The 21,202-nt window shown below is 69.2% G+C and carries 22 protein-coding genes and 1 tRNA gene; 12 read left to right on the forward strand and 11 right to left on the reverse strand.

Annotated features, from left to right (window positions below; genetic code table 11):
* Nucleotides 1-21 precede the first annotated feature (21 nt).
* On the forward strand, nt 22-714 hold the full coding sequence (gene pdeM, locus AC3A6J_RS23960; protein ID WP_487862497.1) for a ligase-associated DNA damage response endonuclease PdeM: 693 nt from the start codon (nt 22-24) through the stop codon (nt 712-714).
* 45 nt (nt 715-759) lie between these two features.
* Here the strand turns inward: pdeM and AC3A6J_RS23965 are convergent, their stop codons facing one another.
* Genes AC3A6J_RS23965 through AC3A6J_RS23975 form a run of 3 tightly spaced genes read right to left on the reverse strand, consistent with a single transcriptional unit; the run spans nt 760 to nt 2,864 of the window.
* Nucleotides 760-1,305: a TPM domain-containing protein gene (locus AC3A6J_RS23965; protein ID WP_487862498.1), complete on the reverse strand. Its 546-nt coding sequence runs from the start codon at nt 1,303-1,305 to the stop codon at nt 760-762.
* A 2-nt stretch (nt 1,306-1,307) separates the two neighbouring features.
* Complete coding sequence (locus AC3A6J_RS23970) at nt 1,308-2,252, reverse strand: TPM domain-containing protein (protein WP_487862499.1); 945 nt, start codon at nt 2,250-2,252, stop codon at nt 1,308-1,310.
* Between the two features lie 12 nt (nt 2,253-2,264).
* Entirely contained in the window at nt 2,265-2,864 is a 600-nt protein-coding gene (locus tag AC3A6J_RS23975; RefSeq protein WP_487862552.1) for a LemA family protein, read from the reverse strand.
* 47 nt (nt 2,865-2,911) lie between these two features.
* Here AC3A6J_RS23975 and AC3A6J_RS23980 point away from each other — a divergent pair, with 47 nt between their 5' ends.
* From AC3A6J_RS23980 to AC3A6J_RS23995, 4 genes are read left to right on the forward strand one after another with little or no spacing between them, the layout of a single operon-like run.
* Nucleotides 2,912-3,679: a Rossmann-fold NAD(P)-binding domain-containing protein gene (locus AC3A6J_RS23980; RefSeq protein ID WP_487862500.1), complete on the forward strand. Its 768-nt coding sequence runs from the start codon at nt 2,912-2,914 to the stop codon at nt 3,677-3,679.
* A gap of 47 nt (nt 3,680-3,726) precedes the next feature.
* Nucleotides 3,727-4,179 (forward strand): YybH family protein, encoded by a 453-nt coding sequence (locus tag AC3A6J_RS23985; RefSeq protein WP_487862501.1) that lies wholly within the window; start codon nt 3,727-3,729, stop codon nt 4,177-4,179.
* Nucleotides 4,180-4,191: 12 nt separating this feature from the next.
* Complete coding sequence (locus AC3A6J_RS23990) at nt 4,192-5,205, forward strand: YheT family hydrolase (RefSeq protein WP_487862502.1); 1,014 nt, start codon at nt 4,192-4,194, stop codon at nt 5,203-5,205.
* A gap of 18 nt (nt 5,206-5,223) precedes the next feature.
* Complete coding sequence (locus AC3A6J_RS23995) at nt 5,224-5,790, forward strand: DUF2946 family protein (RefSeq protein WP_487862503.1); 567 nt, start codon at nt 5,224-5,226, stop codon at nt 5,788-5,790.
* Nucleotides 5,791-5,859: 69 nt separating this feature from the next.
* Here the strand turns inward: AC3A6J_RS23995 and AC3A6J_RS24000 are convergent, their stop codons facing one another.
* The 4 genes from AC3A6J_RS24000 to AC3A6J_RS24015 form a co-directional block, all read right to left on the reverse strand.
* Nucleotides 5,860-6,498: a c-type cytochrome gene (locus tag AC3A6J_RS24000; RefSeq protein WP_487862504.1), complete on the reverse strand. Its 639-nt coding sequence runs from the start codon at nt 6,496-6,498 to the stop codon at nt 5,860-5,862.
* Between the two features lie 114 nt (nt 6,499-6,612).
* Complete coding sequence (locus AC3A6J_RS24005; protein ID WP_487862505.1) at nt 6,613-8,052, reverse strand: efflux transporter outer membrane subunit; 1,440 nt, start codon at nt 8,050-8,052, stop codon at nt 6,613-6,615.
* Nucleotides 8,039-11,206, reverse strand: a complete 3,168-nt coding sequence (locus AC3A6J_RS24010; protein WP_487862506.1) for an efflux RND transporter permease subunit — start codon at nt 11,204-11,206, stop codon at nt 8,039-8,041. The genes AC3A6J_RS24005 and AC3A6J_RS24010 overlap by 14 nt, the downstream gene beginning before the upstream one ends.
* Before the next feature lie 18 nt (nt 11,207-11,224).
* A complete protein-coding gene (locus tag AC3A6J_RS24015) occupies nt 11,225-12,499 on the reverse strand; it encodes an efflux RND transporter periplasmic adaptor subunit (RefSeq protein ID WP_487862507.1) in 1,275 nt (424 codons plus the stop codon).
* A 182-nt stretch (nt 12,500-12,681) separates the two neighbouring features.
* Between AC3A6J_RS24015 and AC3A6J_RS24020 the strand changes: the two genes are divergently transcribed.
* From AC3A6J_RS24020 to AC3A6J_RS24030, 3 genes are all read left to right on the forward strand, one after another.
* Nucleotides 12,682-13,353, forward strand: a complete 672-nt coding sequence (locus tag AC3A6J_RS24020) for a TetR family transcriptional regulator (protein ID WP_487862508.1) — start codon at nt 12,682-12,684, stop codon at nt 13,351-13,353.
* Between the two features lie 43 nt (nt 13,354-13,396).
* Nucleotides 13,397-13,471: transfer RNA gene (locus AC3A6J_RS24025), tRNA-Arg, on the forward strand.
* Nucleotides 13,472-13,596: 125 nt separating this feature from the next.
* Nucleotides 13,597-14,325: a glutathione S-transferase gene (locus tag AC3A6J_RS24030; RefSeq protein WP_487862509.1), complete on the forward strand. Its 729-nt coding sequence runs from the start codon at nt 13,597-13,599 to the stop codon at nt 14,323-14,325.
* Here the strand turns inward: AC3A6J_RS24030 and rsmI are convergent.
* Nucleotides 14,304-15,293, reverse strand: coding sequence for a 16S rRNA (cytidine(1402)-2'-O)-methyltransferase (gene rsmI / locus AC3A6J_RS24035; RefSeq protein WP_487862510.1), 990 nt, complete (start codon nt 15,291-15,293; stop codon nt 14,304-14,306). The two genes, AC3A6J_RS24030 and rsmI, sit on opposite strands and share 22 nt — an antisense overlap.
* Before the next feature lie 54 nt (nt 15,294-15,347).
* Between rsmI and AC3A6J_RS24040 the strand changes: the two genes are divergently transcribed.
* The 3 genes from AC3A6J_RS24040 (at nt 15,348) to AC3A6J_RS24050 (ending at nt 17,209) form a co-directional block, all read left to right on the forward strand.
* Nucleotides 15,348-15,716 carry a YraN family protein gene (locus AC3A6J_RS24040; RefSeq protein ID WP_487862511.1) on the forward strand — a complete coding sequence of 123 codons (369 nt, stop codon included), beginning with the start codon at nt 15,348-15,350 and terminating at the stop codon, nt 15,714-15,716.
* Nucleotides 15,717-15,803: 87 nt separating this feature from the next.
* Complete coding sequence (locus tag AC3A6J_RS24045) at nt 15,804-16,442, forward strand: SIS domain-containing protein (RefSeq protein WP_487862512.1); 639 nt, start codon at nt 15,804-15,806, stop codon at nt 16,440-16,442.
* Entirely contained in the window at nt 16,439-17,209 is a 771-nt protein-coding gene (locus tag AC3A6J_RS24050; RefSeq protein WP_487862513.1) for a BON domain-containing protein, read from the forward strand. Before AC3A6J_RS24045 ends, AC3A6J_RS24050 begins: the two co-directional genes overlap by 4 nt.
* A gap of 73 nt (nt 17,210-17,282) precedes the next feature.
* Here AC3A6J_RS24050 and AC3A6J_RS24055 read toward each other — a convergent pair whose 3' ends face one another.
* The 3 genes from AC3A6J_RS24055 to AC3A6J_RS24065 are packed head-to-tail and all read right to left on the reverse strand — an operon-like array spanning nt 17,283 to nt 20,436.
* On the reverse strand, nt 17,283-18,191 hold the full coding sequence (locus AC3A6J_RS24055) for an NAD(P)-dependent oxidoreductase (protein WP_487862514.1): 909 nt from the start codon (nt 18,189-18,191) through the stop codon (nt 17,283-17,285).
* A gap of 50 nt (nt 18,192-18,241) precedes the next feature.
* A complete protein-coding gene (locus AC3A6J_RS24060) occupies nt 18,242-19,378 on the reverse strand; it encodes a PilT/PilU family type 4a pilus ATPase (RefSeq protein ID WP_487862515.1) in 1,137 nt (378 codons plus the stop codon).
* 14 nt (nt 19,379-19,392) lie between these two features.
* Nucleotides 19,393-20,436 (reverse strand): type IV pilus twitching motility protein PilT, encoded by a 1,044-nt coding sequence (locus tag AC3A6J_RS24065; RefSeq protein ID WP_487862516.1) that lies wholly within the window; start codon nt 20,434-20,436, stop codon nt 19,393-19,395.
* A gap of 53 nt (nt 20,437-20,489) precedes the next feature.
* On the opposite strand from AC3A6J_RS24065, the gene AC3A6J_RS24070 reads away from it, so the two are divergent.
* A complete protein-coding gene (locus AC3A6J_RS24070; RefSeq protein ID WP_487862517.1) occupies nt 20,490-21,191 on the forward strand; it encodes a YggS family pyridoxal phosphate-dependent enzyme in 702 nt (233 codons plus the stop codon).
* Nucleotides 21,192-21,202 lie beyond the last annotated feature (11 nt).

A 21,202-nucleotide genomic window follows, 5' to 3' on the forward strand; every position in this document is an offset into this window, starting at 1 on the left:
ACTGGGGTCCGCCGGGCGAAAATGCAAGCCGTGAGTTCCCCGCATGCCCCCGCCGCCGCGCTCGCCGTCGAATGGGCGGGCGCGTCGTTGCACCTGCTGCCCGAGCGCGCCGTCTGGTGGCCGGACGCGCGCGTGCTGTTCGTGGCCGACCTGCACCTCGGCAAGGCCGCGACCTACCGCGCCCTCGGCCAGCCCGTGCCCGGCGGCACCACGCGGCAGAACCTGGCCCGGCTCGACGCGCTGATCGCGCGCCTCGCGCCGCAGCGCATCGTGTTTTTGGGCGACTTCCTGCACGCGGCGCAGGCGCGCACGCGCGAGGTGCTCGCGGCGCTGGCCGACTGGCGCGCGATGCATGCGCAGGTCGGCATGACGCTGGTGCGCGGCAACCACGACAGCCGCGCTGGCGATCCGCCCGCGGCCCTCGCCATCGACGTGGTCGACGAGCCCTGGCTGCTCGGCCCGTTCGCCTGTTGCCACCATCCGCAGCCGCATGCGGGCCATTTCGTGCTGGCAGGCCACCTGCACCCGGTGTGCCGGCTCTACGGGCCGGGGCGCGACAGCGTGCGACTGCCGTGTTTCGTGAGCGAGGCGGGCCAGGCGGTGCTGCCGGCCTTCGGCGAGTTCACGGGCGGCTGGCTGGTGGAGCGGGCGCCGGGGCGGCGCTTCCATGCGGTGGGTGGCGACGCGGTGTGGGCGCTGCCGGGCGAGGGCTAACGAATCCGGCTCCTTCCCCCGGCGGGGGAGGGAGAAAGACAAAAATCAGAGCACCACGGGTTCGTCCGGCAGTTCGTTGCTGTCGGGCTGGTCGTCGGCCAGCGGAAAGTGCGCCACCAGCAGCGCCGAGACCTCGCCCAGCGCCTGCGTGAGCCCGTCCTCGAAGCGGCCTTCGCGGAAGGCCGCGCCCATGCGCCGGGCCATGGCGGCCCATTCGGCCGCATCGACCTGCGCGCTGATGCCGCGGTCGGCCACGATCTCGATCGCGTGCTCGGCCAGCAGCAGGTAGATCAGCACGCCGTTGTTGTTCGCGGTGTCCCACACGCGCAGCTTGCCGAACAGCGTCACGGCGCGTTCGCGCGGCGCGGCGTGGCGCCGCAGGTACGACCAGGGCAGTCCCGCCTCGATGCAGATGCGGATCTCGCCGCTGTGGCGGCGCTCGCTCGCGGCCACGCGCGCGCCCAGCCGCTCCAGGGCGTCGGGGGGGAGCACGCGCCGCACGTCGGACTCGTCCATCCACCGATGGCGCCAGATGCGGCCCAGCTTGCCGAAGAAGCCTGGGGTCGTCGTCGTCGTTGCTGCTGCTGCCATGCCTACCAATCCCCCGAGGCGCCGCCGCCGCCGAAATCGCCGCCACCGCCGGAGCTGAAGCCACCGCCGCCACTGCTCCAGCCGCCGCCACCACCGCCGCCCCATCCGCCGAACCCGCCGGTGCTCGCGCCGCTGCGACCGCTGCGGCTGCCGAGCCGCGGGCTCGATGCGGCCACGGCGGAGAACAGCGACACCATGAAGGCGGCCATGGCCGCCAGCACCGCGATGACCACGCTGGTTGTGATGAGGAATGCGACCACGCCGATGCCGCCGCCCATCACCACCGAGCCGAGCTTCTTGCCCGCCATCGAACGCAGGATCGGCGCCGCGACGAAGACGCCGATGAACAGGAAGATCGCGAGGTTTTCCCAGTCGATGTCGCCATCGCCCGTGCCCGCACCGCCTCCCTGCGACGGCTCGGGCAGCGCCTCGCCGTCGACCAGGCCGATCAGCCGGGCCACGGCCGCATTCACGCCGCCCGCGAAGTCGTTGTTGCGAAAGCGCGGCTTCATCTCCTCGTCGATGATGCGGATCGCCGCCAGGTCGGGCACAGCACCCTCGAGCGTCTTGGCCACTTCGATGCGCATGCGGCGGTCGTCCTTGGCCACGATCACCAGGATGCCGTCGCCGACGTCGCGGCGGCCGATCTTCCAGGCATTTCCGACGCGGTTGGCATAGCTCGCGATGTCCTCGGGCGCGGTGGTGGGCACCATCAGCACCACCATCTGCGAGCCCTTGCGCTGTTCGAAGGCGGCGAGCTTGGCGTCGAGTTCGGCGCGCTCGGCTTCACCGAGCGTCGCGGTCTGGTCGATCACGCGCGCGGTGAGCGCGGGCACGGGCAGCAAGTCTTGCGCCGCGGCCGCGGCCGTGGCCACGAGACCGGCCCACGCGGCCGCCCCCAGCAGGACGGCGGCCAGCGCGTGGCGAATCGTCAGGGCGAAGCCCATCGACCGGCCGTGTTACTTCTTCGGCGCCGAGAAATCGACCGTCGGCGGCGTCGAGATCTGCGCTTCGTTCTGTACCGAGAAGTTGGGCTTCGGGTCGTAGCTGAAGACCATCGCAGTGAGGTTGGTCGGGAAGCTGCGCGCCAGCACGTTGTACTCCTGCACCGTCTGGATGTAGCGGTTGCGCGCCACGGTAATGCGGTTCTCGGTGCCCTCGAGCGTCACGCGCAGGTCGCGGAAGGCCTGGTTGGCCTTGAGTTCGGGGTAGCGCTCCGACACCACCATGAGCCGCGACAGCGCCGACGACAGCTCGCCCTGCGCCTGCTGGAACTTGTTGAACGCCTCGGGGTTGTTGAGCGTTTCGGGCGTGACCTGGATCGACGTGGCCTTGGCGCGCGCCTCGATCACCTGGGTCAGCGTGTCCTGCTCGAAACTGGCCTCGCCCTTCACGGTGGCGACGATGTTGGGCACCAGGTCGGCGCGCCGCTGGTACTGGTTGAGCACCTCGCTCCAGGCCGATTTGCTGGCTTCGTCCAGCGACTGGAACTGGTTGTAGCCGCAACCGCTGAGCGAGAGCACAGCGGCAAGAATCAGGAACCAGCGTTTCACGAACATCATTTGCATTACCTCCGCAGAAGAGCCGGAAGGTAGCATAGCCGGCCATGTCCCTCGATCCCCTCCAGGCCCTGCAGGCCGCAAACCGCGCACTGCCGCCCGCAGCGAAGGCGCCCATGGGCACCGTGCTGATCGCCGGGGCCACCGGTGCGCTGGGTCAGGAGTTGCTGCATCTTTTTGCCGGCAACAAGCGCTTCGCGCGCGTGCGGCTCCTGGCCAGCGAGCCGGTGCGCGATGGCATGCGCGGCGTCGAGACCTGCATGGCCGACCCGGCCGTGCCGTTCGCGCAATGGCCGCTGGCGCCGGCCGATACCGCCGTCGTCGCCTTCGATCCGCCGCGCCTCTACCACGACCGCGAGCGCGCCTTCTGGGCACCGCAGCCCGGCGACCTGCCCGCGCTGGCGCTTTGGCTGCGTGCGAGTGGCGTGCGCACGCTGGCCATCGTGCAGCCGCACGACCAGGGCCGCCTGCCCGAGGCGCTCAAGCGCGGCCTGGCGAACCTCGACGAGCATGCGGTCGTGGCCTGCGGCTTCCAGCGCGTGATCATCGTGCGCTCGGCGCGCAAGCCCGTCGACGCGCGCCTCGCCAACCCTGCCGAGCGGCTGGCCGCATGGATGCTGTCGACGCTGCGCTACATGGTGCCGAGCAGCGAGCAGCCGGTGCGCGCGTCGAAGGTGGCCGCCCTCGTCGAGCTCGCGCTGCGCATCGCACCGCCGGGCGTGCACGTGGCGTCGCCCGAACTGGTGTGGCAGGCCGCGCAGGGCGACATGCAGGCCGTGGCCGCGCGTTGGCTGGGTCTGCCCGTGGGGGAATGAGAAGGGGTGCAGCACCGCCGTCACGGGCGGCGCGGCAAAATCACGCCATGCCCAAAACACCACTCCGTGCGGCCGCGGCCGTCGGCGGCACCGCCGACGACGTCGAAGCCGCCTTCTACGAGGCGCTGCAGCGCGGCGACATCGATGCGCTGATGGCCTGCTGGGCCGACGAGGACGAGGTGTTCTGCGTCCATCCGGGCGGTCCCCGGCTGGTCGGCGCGACGGCGATCCGCGCGGCTTTCGAGCAGATGTTCGCGAACGGCGCCATTCATGCCACGCCGGCGCGCGTGCGCAAGATCGAGTCGCTCGGGAGCGCGGTGCACAACGTGCTCGAACGCATCGAGGTGCTCACGGCCGAAGGCCCCCGGCACGCCTTCGTGCTCGCCACCAACGTCTATCACAAGGCCGCCGAGGGCTGGCGCCTCGTGGCGCACCATGCGAGCCCCGGCAGCGCGCGCGAACCGAACGACGCGAGCGAGTCGCCCCAGACGCTGCACTGACGGAGGATTCCGGTGGACTACGCGGCCCCGCGCTGGCTGCCCGGCGGCAACCTGCAGACCATCTGGCCGGCGCTCTATGCCCGGCGTTTCCATGGGCCGCCCCCGGCCTACCGCCGCGAACGCTGGGCCACGCCCGACGGCGACTTCATCGACGTGGATTTTGCCGAGCCGCTCGCGTCGCAGCCCGGCGCGCGACCACTGCTGGTGCTGTTCCACGGGCTCGAGGGATCGTCGCGCAGCCACTATGCCGAGGCCTTCGCCGCCTTCGCAAGCGAGCGCGGCATGGCGTTCGCGGTGCCGCATTTCAGGGGCTGCAGCGGCGAACTCAACCTCGCGCCGCGCGCCTACCATTCTGGCGACCACGAGGAGATCGACTGGATCCTGCGCCGCCTGCGCGACCAGCATGTGCGCCAGGGCGGCGGCCCGGTGCTGGCCGCGGGCGTCTCGCTCGGCGGCAACGCGCTGCTGCGCTGGGCCTGCGAGGCGGGCGAGAGCGCGCGCGCCGTCGTGGCCGCCGTGGCCTCGGTGTGCGCGCCGCTCGACCTCGCGGCGGGCGGCCAGGCGATCGGCCGCGGCTTCAACCGCCTGGTCTACACGCGCATGTTCCTCGCGACCATGAAGCCCAAGGCGCTGGCCAAGCTTGCGCAGTTTCCGGGTCTGTTCGACCGCGAGCGACTGCTGGCGGCGCGCAGTCTTTATGAATTCGACGACGTCTTCACCGCGCCGCTGCACGGCTTTCGCGGCACCGACGACTACTGGGCGCGGGGCTCGTCCAAGCCGCTCTTGCGCGCGGTCCGCGTGCCCGCGCTGGTGGTGAACGCACGCAACGACCCGTTCATTCCAGCCGAGAGCCTGCCGGGCCCTGCCGATGTCGCGCCGCAGGTCACGCTCTGGCAGCCGGCGCATGGCGGGCATGTGGGCTTTCCGCTCGGGCTGCCGCCCGGCCACCTGCGCAGCATGCCCGAACGCGTGGGCGGCTGGCTGGCCGCCATGGCGAGCGGTTTGCCGACGCCGCCCGCGCCCTGAGGCGCGCACAATCCCCTCATGGACGACATCGTCAAACAGGCACTCGCCAAATGGCCCAACGTGCCGCACTGCTACGGCTGGCTCGGCCTCGACGCGCGCGGCAACTGGTACATGCGCGACGACCGCACGCAGGCCGAGGGGCCTTTTCCCGCTGCGAAGGGCTCGATGCTGCGGCACGACAAGCTGATCGAGTTCATCCACCGCAACTACGACCATGACGATGAAGGCCAGTGGTTCTTCCAGAACGGCCCGCAGCGCGTCTATGTCGAGCTGGAGGCGGCGCCCTTCGTCTGGCGCATCGCCGACGCCGGGGGGTTTGCCGTCACGGCCCACACCGGCCAGGCGGTCAACGAAATCTCGGCGTGCCTGCTCGACGAAGCGGGCCGCCTGTACCTTGCAGCAGCGCCTTGGGGCCTCGGCTTGGTCCACACGCAGGACGTGCGCCTTGCGGCCGATGCGATCGAGCAGGGGCTCTGGACGCCCGAGCCGGTGCAATCGGACGACTTGCCGCAGCGCTTCGGCCACGTGCTGAGCCCGGAGGGGCGCCAGCCCGTGAGGGCCGCAGCGCCGCTATCGAAACCATAGCTCCGGCCGTGCGGCGCGCATGAAAAAGCCGGCGAGAAGCCGGCTCTTTTTTTCGGGGCTTGCGAGCGCTTACTTGCTGGCGCTCGCAGCCGGTGCGGGTGCCGATGCGGCGCCTGCAGCCGGAGCCGAGGCCGCGCCTTCGGCGGGTGCCGCGGCAGCTGCGGGGCGGTCGGGCACCGCGAACTTGCCGCCGGCCGAGTTGGCCAGGTAGACAACGGCACGGCCGATTTCGAGGTCTTCGAAGTCGCCGCCGCCTTGCGGTGGCATCGCGCCCTTGCCGCGCAGCGCATGCTCGAGCAGCGTGTCGTAGCCCTGCCCGATGCGTGGGCCCCAGGCGGCGGCGTCGTTCAGGTGCGGTGCGCCGGGAATGCCGGGCGCGCCGTGGCAGGCGATGCACTGGGCCTTGAAGACCGCCTCGCCGGCAGCGAGCGGACGGTTGGCGTCGCGGATCTCGATGGCGCCGACCTTCTTGAGCCGGTCGGCCAGTTCGCGGTCGCGATCGGCTTGCGAGACGCCGTACAGCGCCATGTTGTCGCCTTCTGCCGTGCCCGAGGGCTTGTTGCCCGAGACCACATAGGCCACGAGGCCCACGATGATCAGGATGGGAGCAAGGAAGGAGAAAAATACCGCGAGCAGCAGTTGCTTCGGGTTCTTGATGGGGCCGGTGTGGGCTTCTTCTGTGGCCTGGTAGTGCGGGTCTGCGCTCATGGCGTCCTCAATAACGGGGGCTCGTCGGGGGGCTTTTTCGAATCAACCGGCGATTATAGAGAGGCCCTCCGCCCAAAGGACGGAAGGCCGCTCGCAAGCCGTCGCGCGAATGCCTCAGCCTTGGCCGTTGGCACCCTCGCGCGCGGTCCAGCCGCCGCCCAGGGTCTTGTACAGCGTGACCTGGTTCTGCAACTGCAGCAGCCGCGTCGTGATGGCCGACTGCTGCGCGATGTAGAGCGAGCGCTGCGCGTCGAGCAGGTCGAGCGCGCTCGCGATGCCGTTGCGGTAGCGCAGGTCCGAGAGCTTGAAGCGCACGGCCTCGGCCTCGGCTTGCGCGCGCTGCGCCCGCACCTGTTCGCCCAGGGTGGCGCGGCCGGCGAGGGCGTCGGCCACTTCGCGGAAGGCGGTCTGGACCGACTTCTCGTACTGCGCCACCGCGATCCCGCGTCCGGCCTTGGCCGCATCGAGCCCCGCGATGTTGCGGCCGGCATCGAAGATCGGCAGCGTGATCGACGGCGCGAACGACCAGGCCTTGGTGCCGCTGTCGAACAGGCCTGAGAACTCGCTGCTCACGGTGCCGATCGAGCTGGTCAGCGCCACGCGCGGGAAGAAGTTCGCACGGGCCGCGCCGATGTTGGCATTCGCCGCGATCAGCTGCTGCTCGGCCGCGCGGATGTCGGGCCGCTCGACCAGCAGGTCGGACGGCAGCCCCGCGGGCACGTCGGGCATCGGCCGGATGCCTTCGAGGCCCGGGGCGCCGCCGGCCGTGGCTTCGGCCGGCACCGGGGCGCCGAGCAGCAGCGCCAGCGCGTTCTCGTCCTGCTGGCGCGTGCGCAGCTGCTGCGCGTAGGAGGCGCGCGCGGTCTCGGCGAGCGAGTTCGCGGCCTGGAAGTCGAGCTCGGACGAGACGCCGTTGTCGAAGCGCAGCTTGGTGAGGCGCACCGATTCCTCGCGCGTGGCGAGCGTCTGCCGCGTGAGCTCGAGCAGCGCGTCGTCGGCCATCAGCGTGAGCCAGCCGTTGGCGACCGCCGCGACCAGGCTGATCTGCGTGGCCTTGCGCGACTCCTCGGTGGCCAGGTATTGCGCGAGCGCCTGGTCCTTCAGCGCGCGGATGCGGCCGAAGAAGTCGATCTCCCAGGCCGTGACGCCCAGGTTGACGCTGTATTGCGACGAGACGCTGCCGGCGCCGCTGTCGAACGCCTGGTAGGGGTTCGGGCTCGAGCGCGAACCGCTGCCGCTGACACCGACCGCCGGGAACAGGTCGGCACGCTGGACCTGGAACTGCGCGCGCGCCTGCTCGATGTTGAGCACGGCCACGCGCAGGTCGCGGTTGTTTGCCAGCGCGGTGCGGATCAGGCCCGCGAGGCGCGGGTCGGTGAAGAAGTCTTCCCATGCGACGGTGGCCGCGGCCGGGCCGGCCGGCTGTGCCGGGTCGCCCGGAAAGGTGGTCGGCACCGGCGCTGCAGGGCGCTCGTAGGTCGGGATCAGCGAGCAGCCCGCCAGGACCAGGGCCGCTGCCAGCGCAGTGGGGATCAGTTTCTTATTGGGTGTCATGTTTTTCCTCCGTGATGCCGGCGGCTTCCGCATGGCGCCGGTCGGCTTCGCGCTGGCGCGCGCTGCCCTTGAACAGGCTGCGCACGAGCACGAAGAACACCGGCACGAAGAACACCGCGAGCGCCGTGCCCGTGATCATTCCGCCGATCACCCCGGTGCCGATGGCACGCTGGCTCGCGGAGCCCGCGCCCGAGGCGAGGACCAGCGGCATCACGCCCAGGCCGAAGGCCAGCGAGGTCATGACGATGGGGCGGAACCGCAGGTGCGCGGCGGTCAGCGCGGCCTCGACGACGCCGCGTCCCTGCGCCTGCAGGTCCTTGGCGAACTCGATGATCAGAATCGCGTTCTTCGCCGACAGGCCGATGATGGTGATCAGGCCCACCTGGAAGTACACGTCGTTCGAATAAGCGCGCAGCAGCGTCGCCGCCAGCACCCCGATCACGCCCAGCGGCACCACCAGAATGACCGACAGCGGGATCGACCAGCTCTCGTACAGCGCGGCCAGGCACAGGAACACCGCCAGGATCGCGAAGCCGTAGAGGATCATGGCCTGCGAGCCCGCGAGCTTTTCTTCACGCGACTGGCCGGTCCATTCGAAGCCGAAGCCCTGCGGCAGCTGCGCGGCGAGCTTTTCCATCTCGTCCATCGCGGCACCCGTGCTGAAGCCCGGCGCCGCGTCGCCGCTGATGCGGATCGCGGGGTAGCCGTTGTAGCGCACGGTCTGCGTGGCGCCGGTGACCCACTTGGTGGTCGCGAAGGCCGCCAGCGGCACCGGCTCGCCCTGGGTGTTGGTCGCGTTGAGCCGCAGCAGGTCGTCGGGCTGCATGCGCGCCGGTGCATCGGCCTGCACCACCACGCGCTGCAGGCGGCCGCGGTTCGGGAAGTCGTTGATGTAGCTCGAACCGAGCGCGGTCGACAGGGCGGCGTTGATCGCGTCGAAGCCCACGCCCAGCGCATTCGCCTTGTCGCGGTCGATGTCGATCTCGAGCTGCGGCGCGTCCTCGAGGCCGTCGGGCCGCACCTGCGCCAGCACCTTGCTCTGCGCGGCCATGCCGAGCAGCTGGTTGCGCGCATTGATCAGCGCCTCGTGGCCTGCGCCCGAGCGGTCTTGCAGCCGGAAGCTGAAGCCGCTGGCATTGCCCAGCTCGGGAATCGGCGGCGGGCTCAGCGGGTAGATGAACGCGTCGCGGATGCCCGACAGCGCGCCGAAGGCACGGCCGGCCAGCGCACTCGCCGAGTTGGCCGGGTCCTTGCGCTCTTCCCAGTCCTTGAGCGTCACGAAGGCGAGGCCCGCGTTCTGGCCCTGGCCCGAGAAGCTGAAGCCCATCACGCTCACGATGCTCTGCACTTCGGGCTGCTTCATGATGAAGCCCTCGACCTGCTGCATGACCGACAGCGAGCGCTCTTGCGTCGCGCCGGGCGGCAGCTGCACGTTCACGATGATGTTGCCCTGGTCTTCCTGCGGCAGGAACGAGCTCGGCAGTGTGGTGTAGAAGTACACCACCGCGCCGATGATCGCGGCGTAGATCACCATGTAGCGCGCAGCGCGGCGCAGGATGCGCGCGACCACGCTCTCGTAGCCCTTCGCGGTGCGCGAGAAGCCGCGGTTGAACCAGCCGAAGAAGCCGCGCTTCTCGTGGTGGTGGCCGGCTTCCACCGGCTTGAGCAGCGTCGCGCACAGCGCCGGCGTGAGCGACAGCGCCATGAAGGCCGAGAAGCCGATCGACGCCACCATCACCGCCGAGAACTGGCGGTAGATGTTGCCGGTCGAGCCCGCGAAGAACGCCAGCGGCACGAACACCGAGATCAGCACCACGGTCACGCCGATGATGGCGCCCGAGATCTGCTGCATCGCCTTGCGCGTGGCCTCCAGCGGTGGCAGGCCTTCCTCGCTCATGATGCGCTCGACGTTCTCGACCACCACGATCGCATCGTCCACCACGATGCCGATCACCAGCACCATGCCGAACATCGTCAGCACGTTGATCGAGAAGCCCAGCGCGAGCAGCGTGGCGAAGGTGCCGAGCAGCGCAATGGGCACCACGATCGTCGGAATGATCGTGTAGCGCCAGTTCTGCAGGAACAGGAACATCACCAGGAACACCAGCACCACGGCTTCGAGCAGCGTCTTGACCACTTCGGTGATCGACAGCTGCACGAAGCGCGAGCTGTCGTAGGGGATGTCCCATTTCACGCCCTGGGGGAAGAAGCGCTCGAGTTCGGTCATCTTCGCGCGCACCGCCTTGGCCGACTTCAGCGCGTTGCCGGTGGGCGTGGGCTGCACGCCGATGCCGACCGCGGGCACGCCGTTCAAGCGGGCCGAGGTGGCGTAGCTCTGGCCGCCGAGTTCGACGCGCGCCACGTCCTTCAGGCGCACGGTGGAGCCGTCGGTGTTGGCGCGCAGCACGATCTCGCGGAACTGCTCGACGCTGGTGAGCTGGCCGTTGACCGTCACCGTGGCGGCGATCGCCTGGCCCGGCACGTTCGGCAGGTCGCCGAGCGTGCCCGACGCCACCTGGGCGTTCTGGGCGCGGATCGCGTTGTTGACGTCGGTTGCCGACAGGTTGAAGCCCTGCAGCTTGGTCGGGTCGACCCAGATGCGCATCGCGTTCTCGGAGCCGAACAACTGCACCTGGCCCACGCCCTCGATACGCTGCAGCTCGGGCACGATGTTGCGCGCGGCATAGTCGCCGAGCGCCACAGGGTCGAAGTCGGGGTTGTCCGACGACAGCATCGTGAACAGCAGGAAGTTGTCGCGCGACTTGTCGACGCGGACGCCCTGCTGCGTCACCGCTGCCGGCAGGCGGGGCGTGGCGCGCGAGAGCCGGTTCTGCACGTCGACCTGCGCCAGGTCTTCATTGGTGCCGGGCTGGAAGCTGATCGTGATCGCGCCGGTGCCGTCGGCCTGGGCCACCGACTCCATGTAGATCAGCCCGGGCGAGCCGTTCATCTCGCGCTCGATCACCGACAGCACGCTGTCCTCGAGCGTCTGGGCCGAAGCGCCCGGGTAGGCGACGTTGATCACGATGGCGGGCGGCGCCACCGGTGGATATTGCGCGATCGGCAACTGCGTGATGGACACGCCGCCGAGCACCAGGATGAACAGTGCGATCACCCACGCAAAGATGGGGCGATCGATAAAGAATTTGGCCATTGCGGGCGCGCTCCTTGATTACTTCTTCTCGGCCGTGGCAGGGGCCGGGGCCGATGCCGCAGCGGCGGCCGGGGCCGCGCCGTTGAGGTTCGGTTTCTGCCACGGCACCGCCTTCACCGGCGTGCCGGGCGGCATCATCTGCAGGCGCTGGAAGCCATCGACCATCACCTGTTCGCCGGCCTTCAGGCCTTCGAGCACCACCCACTGGTTGTCCTTGGCGGCGCTGATCTTCACCGTGCGCTGGCTCAGCTTGCCGTCGGCACCGACCACCGTCAGCGTGTCGCCCTGCTGCGTGCGCGTGACCGCCTGCTGCGGCACCGTGATCGCATTGCTGGCCTGTGCCTGCTCGAGCTTGACGCGCACGTACAGCCCCGGCAGCAGCTCGCCCTTCGGATTGGGCACTTCGGCGCGCAGCGTCACCTGGCCGGTCGTCGGGTCGACCGAGAGATCGGAGAACAGCAGCTTGCCGGCCTCCGAATACTCGGTGCCGTCCTCGAGCACCAGGCGGATGCTGGCCGCGTCTTCGCCGCTTGCGCGCTTGTACTGCCCCGCGGCCACCGCGCGGCGCAGCTTCAGCACCTCGGAGGCCGACTGCGTGAAGTTGACGTACATCGGGTTGATTTGCTGCACCACGGCCAGCTGGGTGGCTTCGCCCTGGCCGACCAGTGCGCCTTCGGTGACCAGCGCGCGGCCGATGCGGCCCGAGATCGGTGAGGTCACGGTGGCATAGCCCTGGTTGATCCGGGCGCTCTGCAGCGCGGCGCGGCTCGCGGCCACGTCGGCTTCGGCGGTCTTCTGGGCCGCCACCGCATTGACGTATTCCTGCTTGCTTACGGCATTGGCCTCGACCAGCGGCTTGTAGCGGTCGGCCAGCGCCTTGGCCTGAGCCGCATTGGCCTCGGCGCGCGCGAGCGTCGCCTGGGCGTTCTGCGAGGCAGCCACCAGCGGCGCCGGGTCGATGCGGAACAGCACCTGGCCGGCCTTCACGTCACTGCCTTCGCGGAATTCACGCTTGAGCAGGATGCCGGCGGCGCGGGCGCGCACCTGGGCCACGCGCGAGGCCTCCAACCGGCCGGGCAACTCGGTCACCAGGCCCACGTCGGTGGGGGCCGCCACGATCACGCCGACCTCCGGCGCAGGAGGCTTGCCGCCGCCAGCGGCACCTGCGCCGCCGCCCGGGCCCGCCGGTGCGTCGCTCTTGCCGCAGCCTGCGAGCGCCAGCAGAACGACGACAGCCACGGTCGCGAGGCGCGGCGAGGAAAACGATTGACGCGAGACATGCAGGAGGGGCATGCGAATCCTTTGAAGCAAAAACGGGGAGACGGCGTGTTCGCATCGCGAACGCAAAACCAGCGTCGGAGCCGGGCCATCAGGGAAGTCCCTATCTTACATACATTCATGGATGTATAGTGACAGCATTGTCGAAATGGCCCCACGAGAACGAAAGGGCTTGGCTTTACAAATCAGGAGACAGGGTGGCACGTCGTACGAAAGAAGAAGCATTGGCCACGCGGCATCGACTGCTCGATGCCGCGGAGCTGCTGTTTCAGGCGCAGGGCGTCTCGCAGACCTCGCTGCAGCAGATCGCGCAGCAGGCCGGCGCGACGCGCGGCGCCATCTATTGGCACTTCAAGGACAAGGCCGACCTGTTCAACGCGATGATGGAGCGCGTCATCCTGCCGCTGGAGGCGGGACCCGGCGCGGTTGGTCGGGTCGGGGACGGCAGCGACGATCCGCTGGCCGAGATCGAGGAGGGCATGGTGCATGCGCTGACCTTGATGACCACCGATCCGCAGGTGCGCCGCGTCTTCGACGTGGCCACCCACAAGGTCGAATACACGCACGACATGGCCTCGGTGCAGCAGCGCCACCTGGCCGCGCGCAACGCCTGCGTCACCGACTTCGAAAAAGCGCTCCGGCTCGCCGCGCGCCGCGACCAGATCAAGCTTCCGGTGCCCGGCCACGTCGCGGCGCAGGGGCTGCACGCGCTGATGAGCGGACTGATCCAGAACTGGCTGCTCGATCCCACGGCCTTCGACCTGGTGCCCACCGGCCGGCGCACCTTCCGGGTCTACATGGCCGGTTTGGGCTTTGTGCGGAACTCCAATGCGGGAACCGGGAACGAAGTCGAAACGGTGGCCGCCTGATAGGCGATAATCGGTGGCTCCGGTTCTGCCGGAAACCAAATTTCTCGCTGTATTTCAACGGATAGAATTCGGCCCTCCGAAGGCTGAGATCCAGGTTCGATTCCTGGCGGCGGGACCAAATATCGTGAAGCCGGACACTTGCAAGGGTGTCCGGCTTTGTTGTTTGTGGGTGTGGCGCATGGACTCGCCAGGGCCTTTGCGCCGCCCGTTGCAGCGCCCCACCGAGCCTGCCAACATGCCCGCATGACCTACCAACTTCATTACTGGCCCACGATCCAGGGCCGAGGCGAATTCGTGCGGCTCGCACTCGAAGCGGCCGGTGCAGATTACGTGGACGTGGCCCGGCTCCCCGAACCCAAGGGCGGCGGCGAATCGGCGCTCGCGCAGCGGCTCGACGACCCCGAGATCGTGCGCCCCGCGTTCGCGCCGCCGTTCCTGATCGACGGCGACATCGTGGTCGGGCAGACCGCGGCCACCCTGCTCTACCTGGGGCCGCGGCTCGGGCTCGCGGGTGTCGGCGAATCGGACGGGCTATGGACGCACCAGCTGCAACTCACGGTGGGCGACGTGGTGGCCGAGGCGCACGACACGCACCACCCGATCTCCACCGGCGCCTACTACGAAGACCAGCGCGACGCGGCCGTGCAGCGCGCGCGGGCCTTTCGCGATGAGCGGATCCCCAAGTACCTGAACTGGTTCGAGCGGGTGCTGCAGCGCAATCCCGCGGGGTCGTCGCACCTGGTGGGCGATGTGCTGACCTATGCCGACCTGTCGCTGTTCCAGCTGGTCGACGGCCTGCGCTATGCCTTTCCGAAGGCGGCCGCCAAGGCGCTGGCGGCCACGCCCGCGGTGGTGAAGTTGCACGACAACGTGAAGCGCCGCCAGCGCGTGCGCGAGTACCTGCAGAGCCCGCGCCGCATCGCGTTCAATGAAGACGGCATCTTCAGGCGCTATGCAGAGCTCGACGGCTGAGTTCCGTCGGCTTCGGCTTCCTTGCGCATGCGCAGCGCCGCCTCGTAGAGCGCATTGCGCGGCCCACCGCTGATCTCCGACGCGAGCCGTACCGCGGTCTTGACCGGCAGCTCGGCCAGCAGCAGCCGCAGCACGCGCTCGCCCTCGGCGCTGCCGCCGTCACTGGCGCTCGCCGCCACGGGATGCAGCACCAGCGCGAATTCGCCGCGCGTGCGGTCGCGGTCGGCTGAAAACCAGTCGGCCAGGGCGCTGGCCGCCACGGTCGCGATCTCCTCGAACTGCTTGGTGAGCTCGCGGCCCACGGTGACGGGCCGCGGCCCGAGCACCGCGAGCGCACGCGCCAGCGCCTCGATGCGGTGCGGCGCCTCCAGCAGCAGCACGGCGCGCGGCTCCTGCGCGAGCGCCTGCACGGCGGTGTCGCGCTCGCCGGCCTTGCTCGGCAGGAAACCGGCAAAGACGAAGGCGCTGCTGCTGCTGCCCGCGCCCGCGTCGCCGCCGCTCTCGGCGACCAGCCCGGCTGCACTGATGAGCGTGGTGACGCTGCTGGCACCAGGCAGCGGCAGCACGCGCAGGCCGGCGGCGCGCACGGCGGCCACGAGCCGCGCGCCCGGATCGCTGACGCCCGGGGTTCCGGCATCACTCACGTAGGCCACACGCTCGCCCTGGGCCAGCCGCGCGACGACGGCCTGCGCCGCCTCGGCCTCGTTGTGCTGGTGCAGCGCGACGAGCCGCGCCGAGGGCCGGTCGATGCCGTAGGCGCGCAGCAGGCCCTGGGTGTGGCGCGTGTCCTCGCAGGCGAGCGTGTCCACGAGTTGCAGCACATGCAGCGCGCGCAGCGTGATGTCGGCCAGGTTGCCGATGGGTGTGGCCACGATGTAGAGCGTGCCTTGCGGATAATGCTGCGCACCCGAGGCGTCTTGCGCGGCCGCAAGGGAGGCGCCGAAAGACGCGGGTGCGAGTGAAGCCAATGGGTTTCTCCGAAGACGCTACAAACAAAGAACAAGAGCCGGCAGGGAGCAAGCATGAAGACCCACACGACGACCAAGCGCCGCGGCGACGCGGCCGAAGACGCCGCGCTCGACCATCTGCAGGATGCCGGGCTGGTGCTGGTGACACGCAATTATCGAACGCCCGGGCGCGGCGGCGGCGAGATCGACCTGATCATGCGCGATCCGCGCGACGGCACGCTGGTGTTCGTCGAGGTGCGGCAGCGCAGCGCCGGCACGCACGGCGGCGCTGGCGGCAGCATCACGGGCGTCAAGCAGCGGCGCATCGTCTTCGCGGCGCGGCACTACCTGCACGCGCTGCGCACGCTACCGCCGTGCCGCTTCGACGTGGTGCTGGTGGAAGCGCGCATCATCTGGCTGCAGGCCGCCTTCGATGCGGGCTGAATCCGGCCGCCGCGGGAACTGAACCCGCGCCTTCGGCTCCACATTGCAAACGTCTTGTTTCAACGCCCACCGGTATCATCGCGCCCCATGCTCGAGCAACGGATTCAGCAACATTTCATCGACAGCGCCGACCTCAAGTACCAGGCCGGCCCGGTTCTCAGTAAATCCATCTCGCAAGCGATGCAGGCGATCCTCGCCTGCGTGACCAGTGGCGGCAAGATCCTGGCCTGCGGCGGGGGCGTGTCGGGCTTGCTGGCAGCCCAGTTCGCGGCTCACTTCGTCGGGCGTTTCGAGCGCGAGCGGCCCGAACTGGCCGCGATCGCGCTGCCGGGCGACAGCAACGATCCCGCGGGCGACAGTGCCAACGCCGGCGACGCCGACCGCTTCGCGCGCCAGGTGCGCGCGCTCGGCCAGGCGGGCGACGTGCTGCTGGCGCTCAGTGCCAGCGGGCAGTCGGCCGCCGTGCTTTCTGCGGTGATGGCCGCGCACGAGCGCGACATGACGGTGGTGGCGCTGCTCGGCAACGCGGGGGTCGGTCAGGCGGCTGCGGCCGGCACGGGCGGCACCGGCGGCGCGATCGGGCGTGCGCTGCGCGAAACCGATGTCCAGATCGGCGTGCCGCACGAGCGTGCGGCACGCATCCACGAAGTCCACCTGCTCGCACTGCATTGCCTGTGCGACGGCGTGGATGCCCAGTTACTCGGAGAACAGGAAGCTTCCACATGACGACCACACCGTTCCAACGCCTTGCCATTGCATTCGCCTCGGGAGCCGTGCTGACGGCCGGGCTCTCGGCCTGCGTGCCGCTCGTGGTCGGGGGGGCCGCGGCGATGGGCGTAGGCATGGTGGCCACGGACCGCCGCAGCTCGGGCGCGCAGCTCGACGACCAGGGCATCGAACTGCGCGCGGCAGCGCGCGTGCGCGAGATCGCCAACGACCAGATGTACGTGAGCGTCACCAGCTTCAACCGCCAGGTGCTGCTGACGGGCGCCGTCGGCAACGAGGCCGACCGCCGCCGCGTCGAAGAGGCGGTGCAGCGCGTGGACAACGTGCGCTCGGTGGTCAACGAGCTCACCATCGGCCAGCCCAGCACCTTCCAGGAACGTTCGAACGACGTGTTCATCAGCGGCAAGGTCAAGGCCTCGCTGCTCGACGCGAAGGACATCTTCGCGAATTCGTTCAAGGTGGTGACCGAGCGCGGCGTGGTCTACCTGATGGGCATCGCGACGCGCCGCGAGACCGACCGTGCGACCGAGATCGCGCGCGGCATTTCGGGCGTGCAAAAGGTGGTGCGCGTGGTCGAGGTCGTGAGCGAGGCCGAGCTGGCCAACGAGGCCCAGCGCGGCGGCACAGGCTCGCCCGCGCCGGCCGGTTCGGCGGCACCTTCGTCGTCTTCGTCGCGCGTGCCGCTGCCGCCGATGGAGCCGCTGGCGCCGGCGCAGCAGCCGCAGCCCTCGCAGCCCGGTGGCGTGGTGACCTCGCCGGTGCGCTGAGTTCGCAAGCGCCCGTCAGCAAAAAGAAGAAAGCCCGCTTGTGCGGGCTTTTCTTATTGGATCCGGCCTTTTCTTACTTCAGCCGGGTGATCAGGCTCGAGGTGTCCCAGCGCTTGCCGCCGGCCTGCTGCACGTCGGCATAGAACTGGTCGACCAGCGCGGTCACAGGCAGGCGCGCGCCGTTGCGCTTGGCCTCGTCGAGCACCAGGCCGAGGTCCTTGCGCATCCAGTCGACCGCAAAGCCGTAGTCGAACTTGCCGTCGATCATGGTCTGGCCGCGGTTGTCCATCTGCCAGCTCTGGGCGGCGCCCTTGCCGATGACGTCGAGCACCAGCTTCATGTCCAGGCCCGCACGCTGGCCGAAGGCGATGGCTTCGGAGAGGCCCTGCACCAGGCCCGCGATGGCGATCTGGTTGACCATCTTCGCGAGCTGCCCGGCACCGCTCGCGCCCAGGTGCGTCACGGCGCGCGCGAACGCGGTGATCACCGGCTTTGCGCGTTCGAAAGCGGCCTTGTCGCCGCCGCACATCACCGTGAGCGCGCCGTTCTGCGCGCCGGCCTGGCCGCCGGAGACCGGCGCGTCGACGAACTGCACGCCTAGCGACAGGGCGGCGTTCGAGAGCTCGCGCGCCACGTCGGCCGAGGCGGTGGTGTGATCGACGAACACGGCGCCCTGCTTCATGCCTGCGAAAGCGCCGTTCGGGCCAAGCACCACGGCGCGCAGGTCGTCGTCGTTGCCGACGCAGCTGAACACGATGTCGGCACCAGCCACCGCCTCGCGCGGCGTGGTGGCATGGCGGCCCGGCGCGCCGAATTCGGCCACCCAGGCCTCGGCCTTGGCGGGCGTGCGGTTGTACACCGTGACGGTGTGGCCGGCCTTCGCGAGGTGGCCGGCCATTGGCCCGCCCATGACGCCGAGGCCGAGAAAGGCCACGGGCTGCGCGGGGGTGGATTCGTAGGTTCGGGTGTTGATGCTGCTCATGGGCGAGAGCTTAAGCCCAATGCAGCGGCTGCGTCACGTGGGCGCGGCGTCTAGACAATCGCGAAGTGCTCCGTGCCGGCCGACAGGTCGGTGCTGCGCGCGCGCTGGCTGTTGAGCTTGATCTGCAGGCGCAGGTCGTTGGCCGAGTCGGCGTTGCGAATCGCGTCCTCGAAACTGATCGAGTGGCTCTCGAACAGGTCGAACAGCGCCTGGTCGAAGGTCTGCATGCCGAGGTTGCGGCTCTTCTTCATGATCTCCTTGATCTCGCCCACTTCGCCCTTGAAGATCAGGTCGGAGATCAGCGGCGTGTTCAGCAGCACCTCGACGGCCGCCACGCGGCCCTGGCCATCTTCGGTGGGCACGAGGCGCTGTGAGACCAGCGACCGAAGGTTCAGCGACAGGTCCATCAGAAGCTGCGCGCGGCGCTCCTCGGGGAAGAAGTTGATGATCCGGTCCAGCGCCTGGTTGGCGCTGTTGGCGTGCAGCGTGGCCATGCAGAGGTGGCCGGTTTCGGCGAAGGCCACCGCATGCTCCATGGTCTCGCGGTCGCGGATCTCGCCCATCAGGATCACGTCGGGTGCCTGGCGCAGCGTGTTCTTGAGCGCGGCCTCCCAGCTGTCGGTGTCGATGCCCACCTCGCGCTGCGTCACCACGCAGTTCTTGTGCGGATGCACGAATTCGACCGGGTCTTCCACCGTCACGATGTGGCCGTACGAATTCTCGTTGCGCCAGTCGATCATGGCGGCCAGCGTGGTCGACTTGCCCGAGCCCGTGGCACCCACCAGGATGGTGAGGCCGCGCTTGGTCATCGACACTTCCTTGAGCACCTGCGGCATGCCGAGGCCGTCGATGGTCGGCAGCTTGGCCGGGATGGTCCGCAGCACCATGCCGACCTTGCCCTGCTGCACGAACGCGTTCACGCGGAAGCGGCCGATGCCGGTCGGCGAGATCGCGAAGTTGCATTCCTTGGTGCGCTCGAACTCCGCCGTCTGGCGGTCGTTCATGATGGATCGCGTGAGCGCCAGCGTGTGCTGCGCGCCCAGCGCCTGCTGCGACACCTTGGTGACCTTGCCGTCGACCTTGATGGCAGGCGGGAAGTCGGCCGTGATGAACAGGTCGCTGCCGTTGCGGCTCACCATGAGCTTGAGCAGGTCGTTGATGAACTGGCTGGCTTGATCGCGTTCCATGATGAGGGCGCCTCTTAACCTGGGAAATTCTCGGGGATTTTCGCTTTGCTGCGCGCTTCGGCCGCCGAAATGGCATTGCGGCGCACGAGGTCGGTCAGGTTCTGGTCCAGCGTCTGCATGCCCGCGCCCTGGCCGGTCTGGATCGCCGAATACATCTGCGCCACCTTGGCCTCGCGGATCAGGTTGCGGATGGCCGGCGTGCCGAGCATGATCTCGTGCGCCGCCACGCGGCCCTGGCCGTCCTTGGTCTTGCACAGCGTCTGCGAGATCACGGCCTGCAGCGATTCCGACAGCATCGCGCGGATCATTTCCTTCTCTTCGCCGGGGAACACGTCGATGATCCGGTCGATGGTCTTGGCGGCCGACGAGGTGTGCAGGGTGCCGAACACCAGGTGGCCGGTCTCGGCCGCGGTCATCGCGAGGCGGATGGTCTCGAGGTCGCGCAGCTCGCCCACCAGGATCGCGTCGGGGTCCTCGCGCAGCGCCGAGCGCAGCGCGTTGGCGAACGACAGCGTCATCGGCCCGACCTCGCGCTGGTTGATCAGGCACTTCTTGGATTCGTGCACGAACTCGATCGGGTCTTCCACCGTGAGGATGTGGCCGTACTCGTTTTCGTTCAGGTAGTTGACCATGGCGGCCAGCGTGGTCGACTTGCCCGAACCCGTGGGCCCCGTCACCAGCACCAGGCCACGCGGCTTGAGCGCCAGATCCGCGAAAATCTTCGGTGCATTGAGCTGCTCGAGCGTCAGGATCTTCGAGGGAATGGTCCGGAACACCGCCGCCGCGCCGCGCGCCTGGTTGAACGCATTCACGCGGAAGCGCGCGAGGCCGTCGATCTCGAACGAGAAGTCGACCTCCAGGAACTCTTCGTAGTGCTTGCGGTGCGTGTCGCTCATGATGTCGTACACCATGGCGTGCACCGCCTTGTGGTCGAGCGCGTCGACGTTGATGCGCCGTACGTCGCCGTGCACGCGGATCATCGGCGGCAGACCCGCGGACAGGTGCAGGTCGGAGGCCTTGTTCTTGACGCTGAATGCCAGCAGTTGGGTGATGTCCACGGGGTCCTCGGTCGGGTTCGGTGACGTTTTGATACGATTTTTCCTGGGCGATTATGACGATGATTGGCGACGACCTCCAGCAAGTAAGGAACCGGATCGAAAGGGCATGCGCGGCCGAGGGGCGCGATGCGGCCGAGGTCCGGTTGCTGGCGGTGTCGAAGACCTTCGGCCCCGAGGCCGTGCGCGAGGCCTTCGCGGCCGGGCAGCGCGCCTTCGGCGAGAACTACGTTCAGGAGGGGCTCGACAAGATCGAGGCGCTGGCCGACCTGCGCGCCGAGCTCGAATGGCACTGCATCGGCCCCCTGCAGAGCAACAAGACGCGGCCCGTGGCTGCGCAGTTCGACTGGGTCCACAGCATCGACCGGCTGAAGATCGCCGAGCGGCTTTCTGCGCAGCGTCCGGCGCATCTGCCACCGCTGAACGTCTGCCTGCAGGTGAACGTGGACGGCGGCGCCAACAAGTCGGGCGTGGCGCCGGACGAGGCCTTGCCGCTCGCGCGCGCTGTGGCGGCCTTGCCACAACTGAGGCTGCGCGGGCTCATGGCCATTCCCGAACCGGCAAGCGATGTCGCCGCGCAGCGCGACCTGTGCCTGCGCGCCCGTGCCGTTTATGACGCCCTTCGCGCAGCGGGCATCGGGCTCGACACGCTCTCGCTCGGCATGAGCGCCGACCTCGAGGCGGCGGTGAGCGCCGGCAGCACGATGGTGCGCATCGGCACGGCGATCTTCGGCGGCCGCGCGCGCAAGGCGGCCTGAGCCGCTAGCGC

The organism is Variovorax sp. Soil_C_39 (assembly GCF_057656815.1).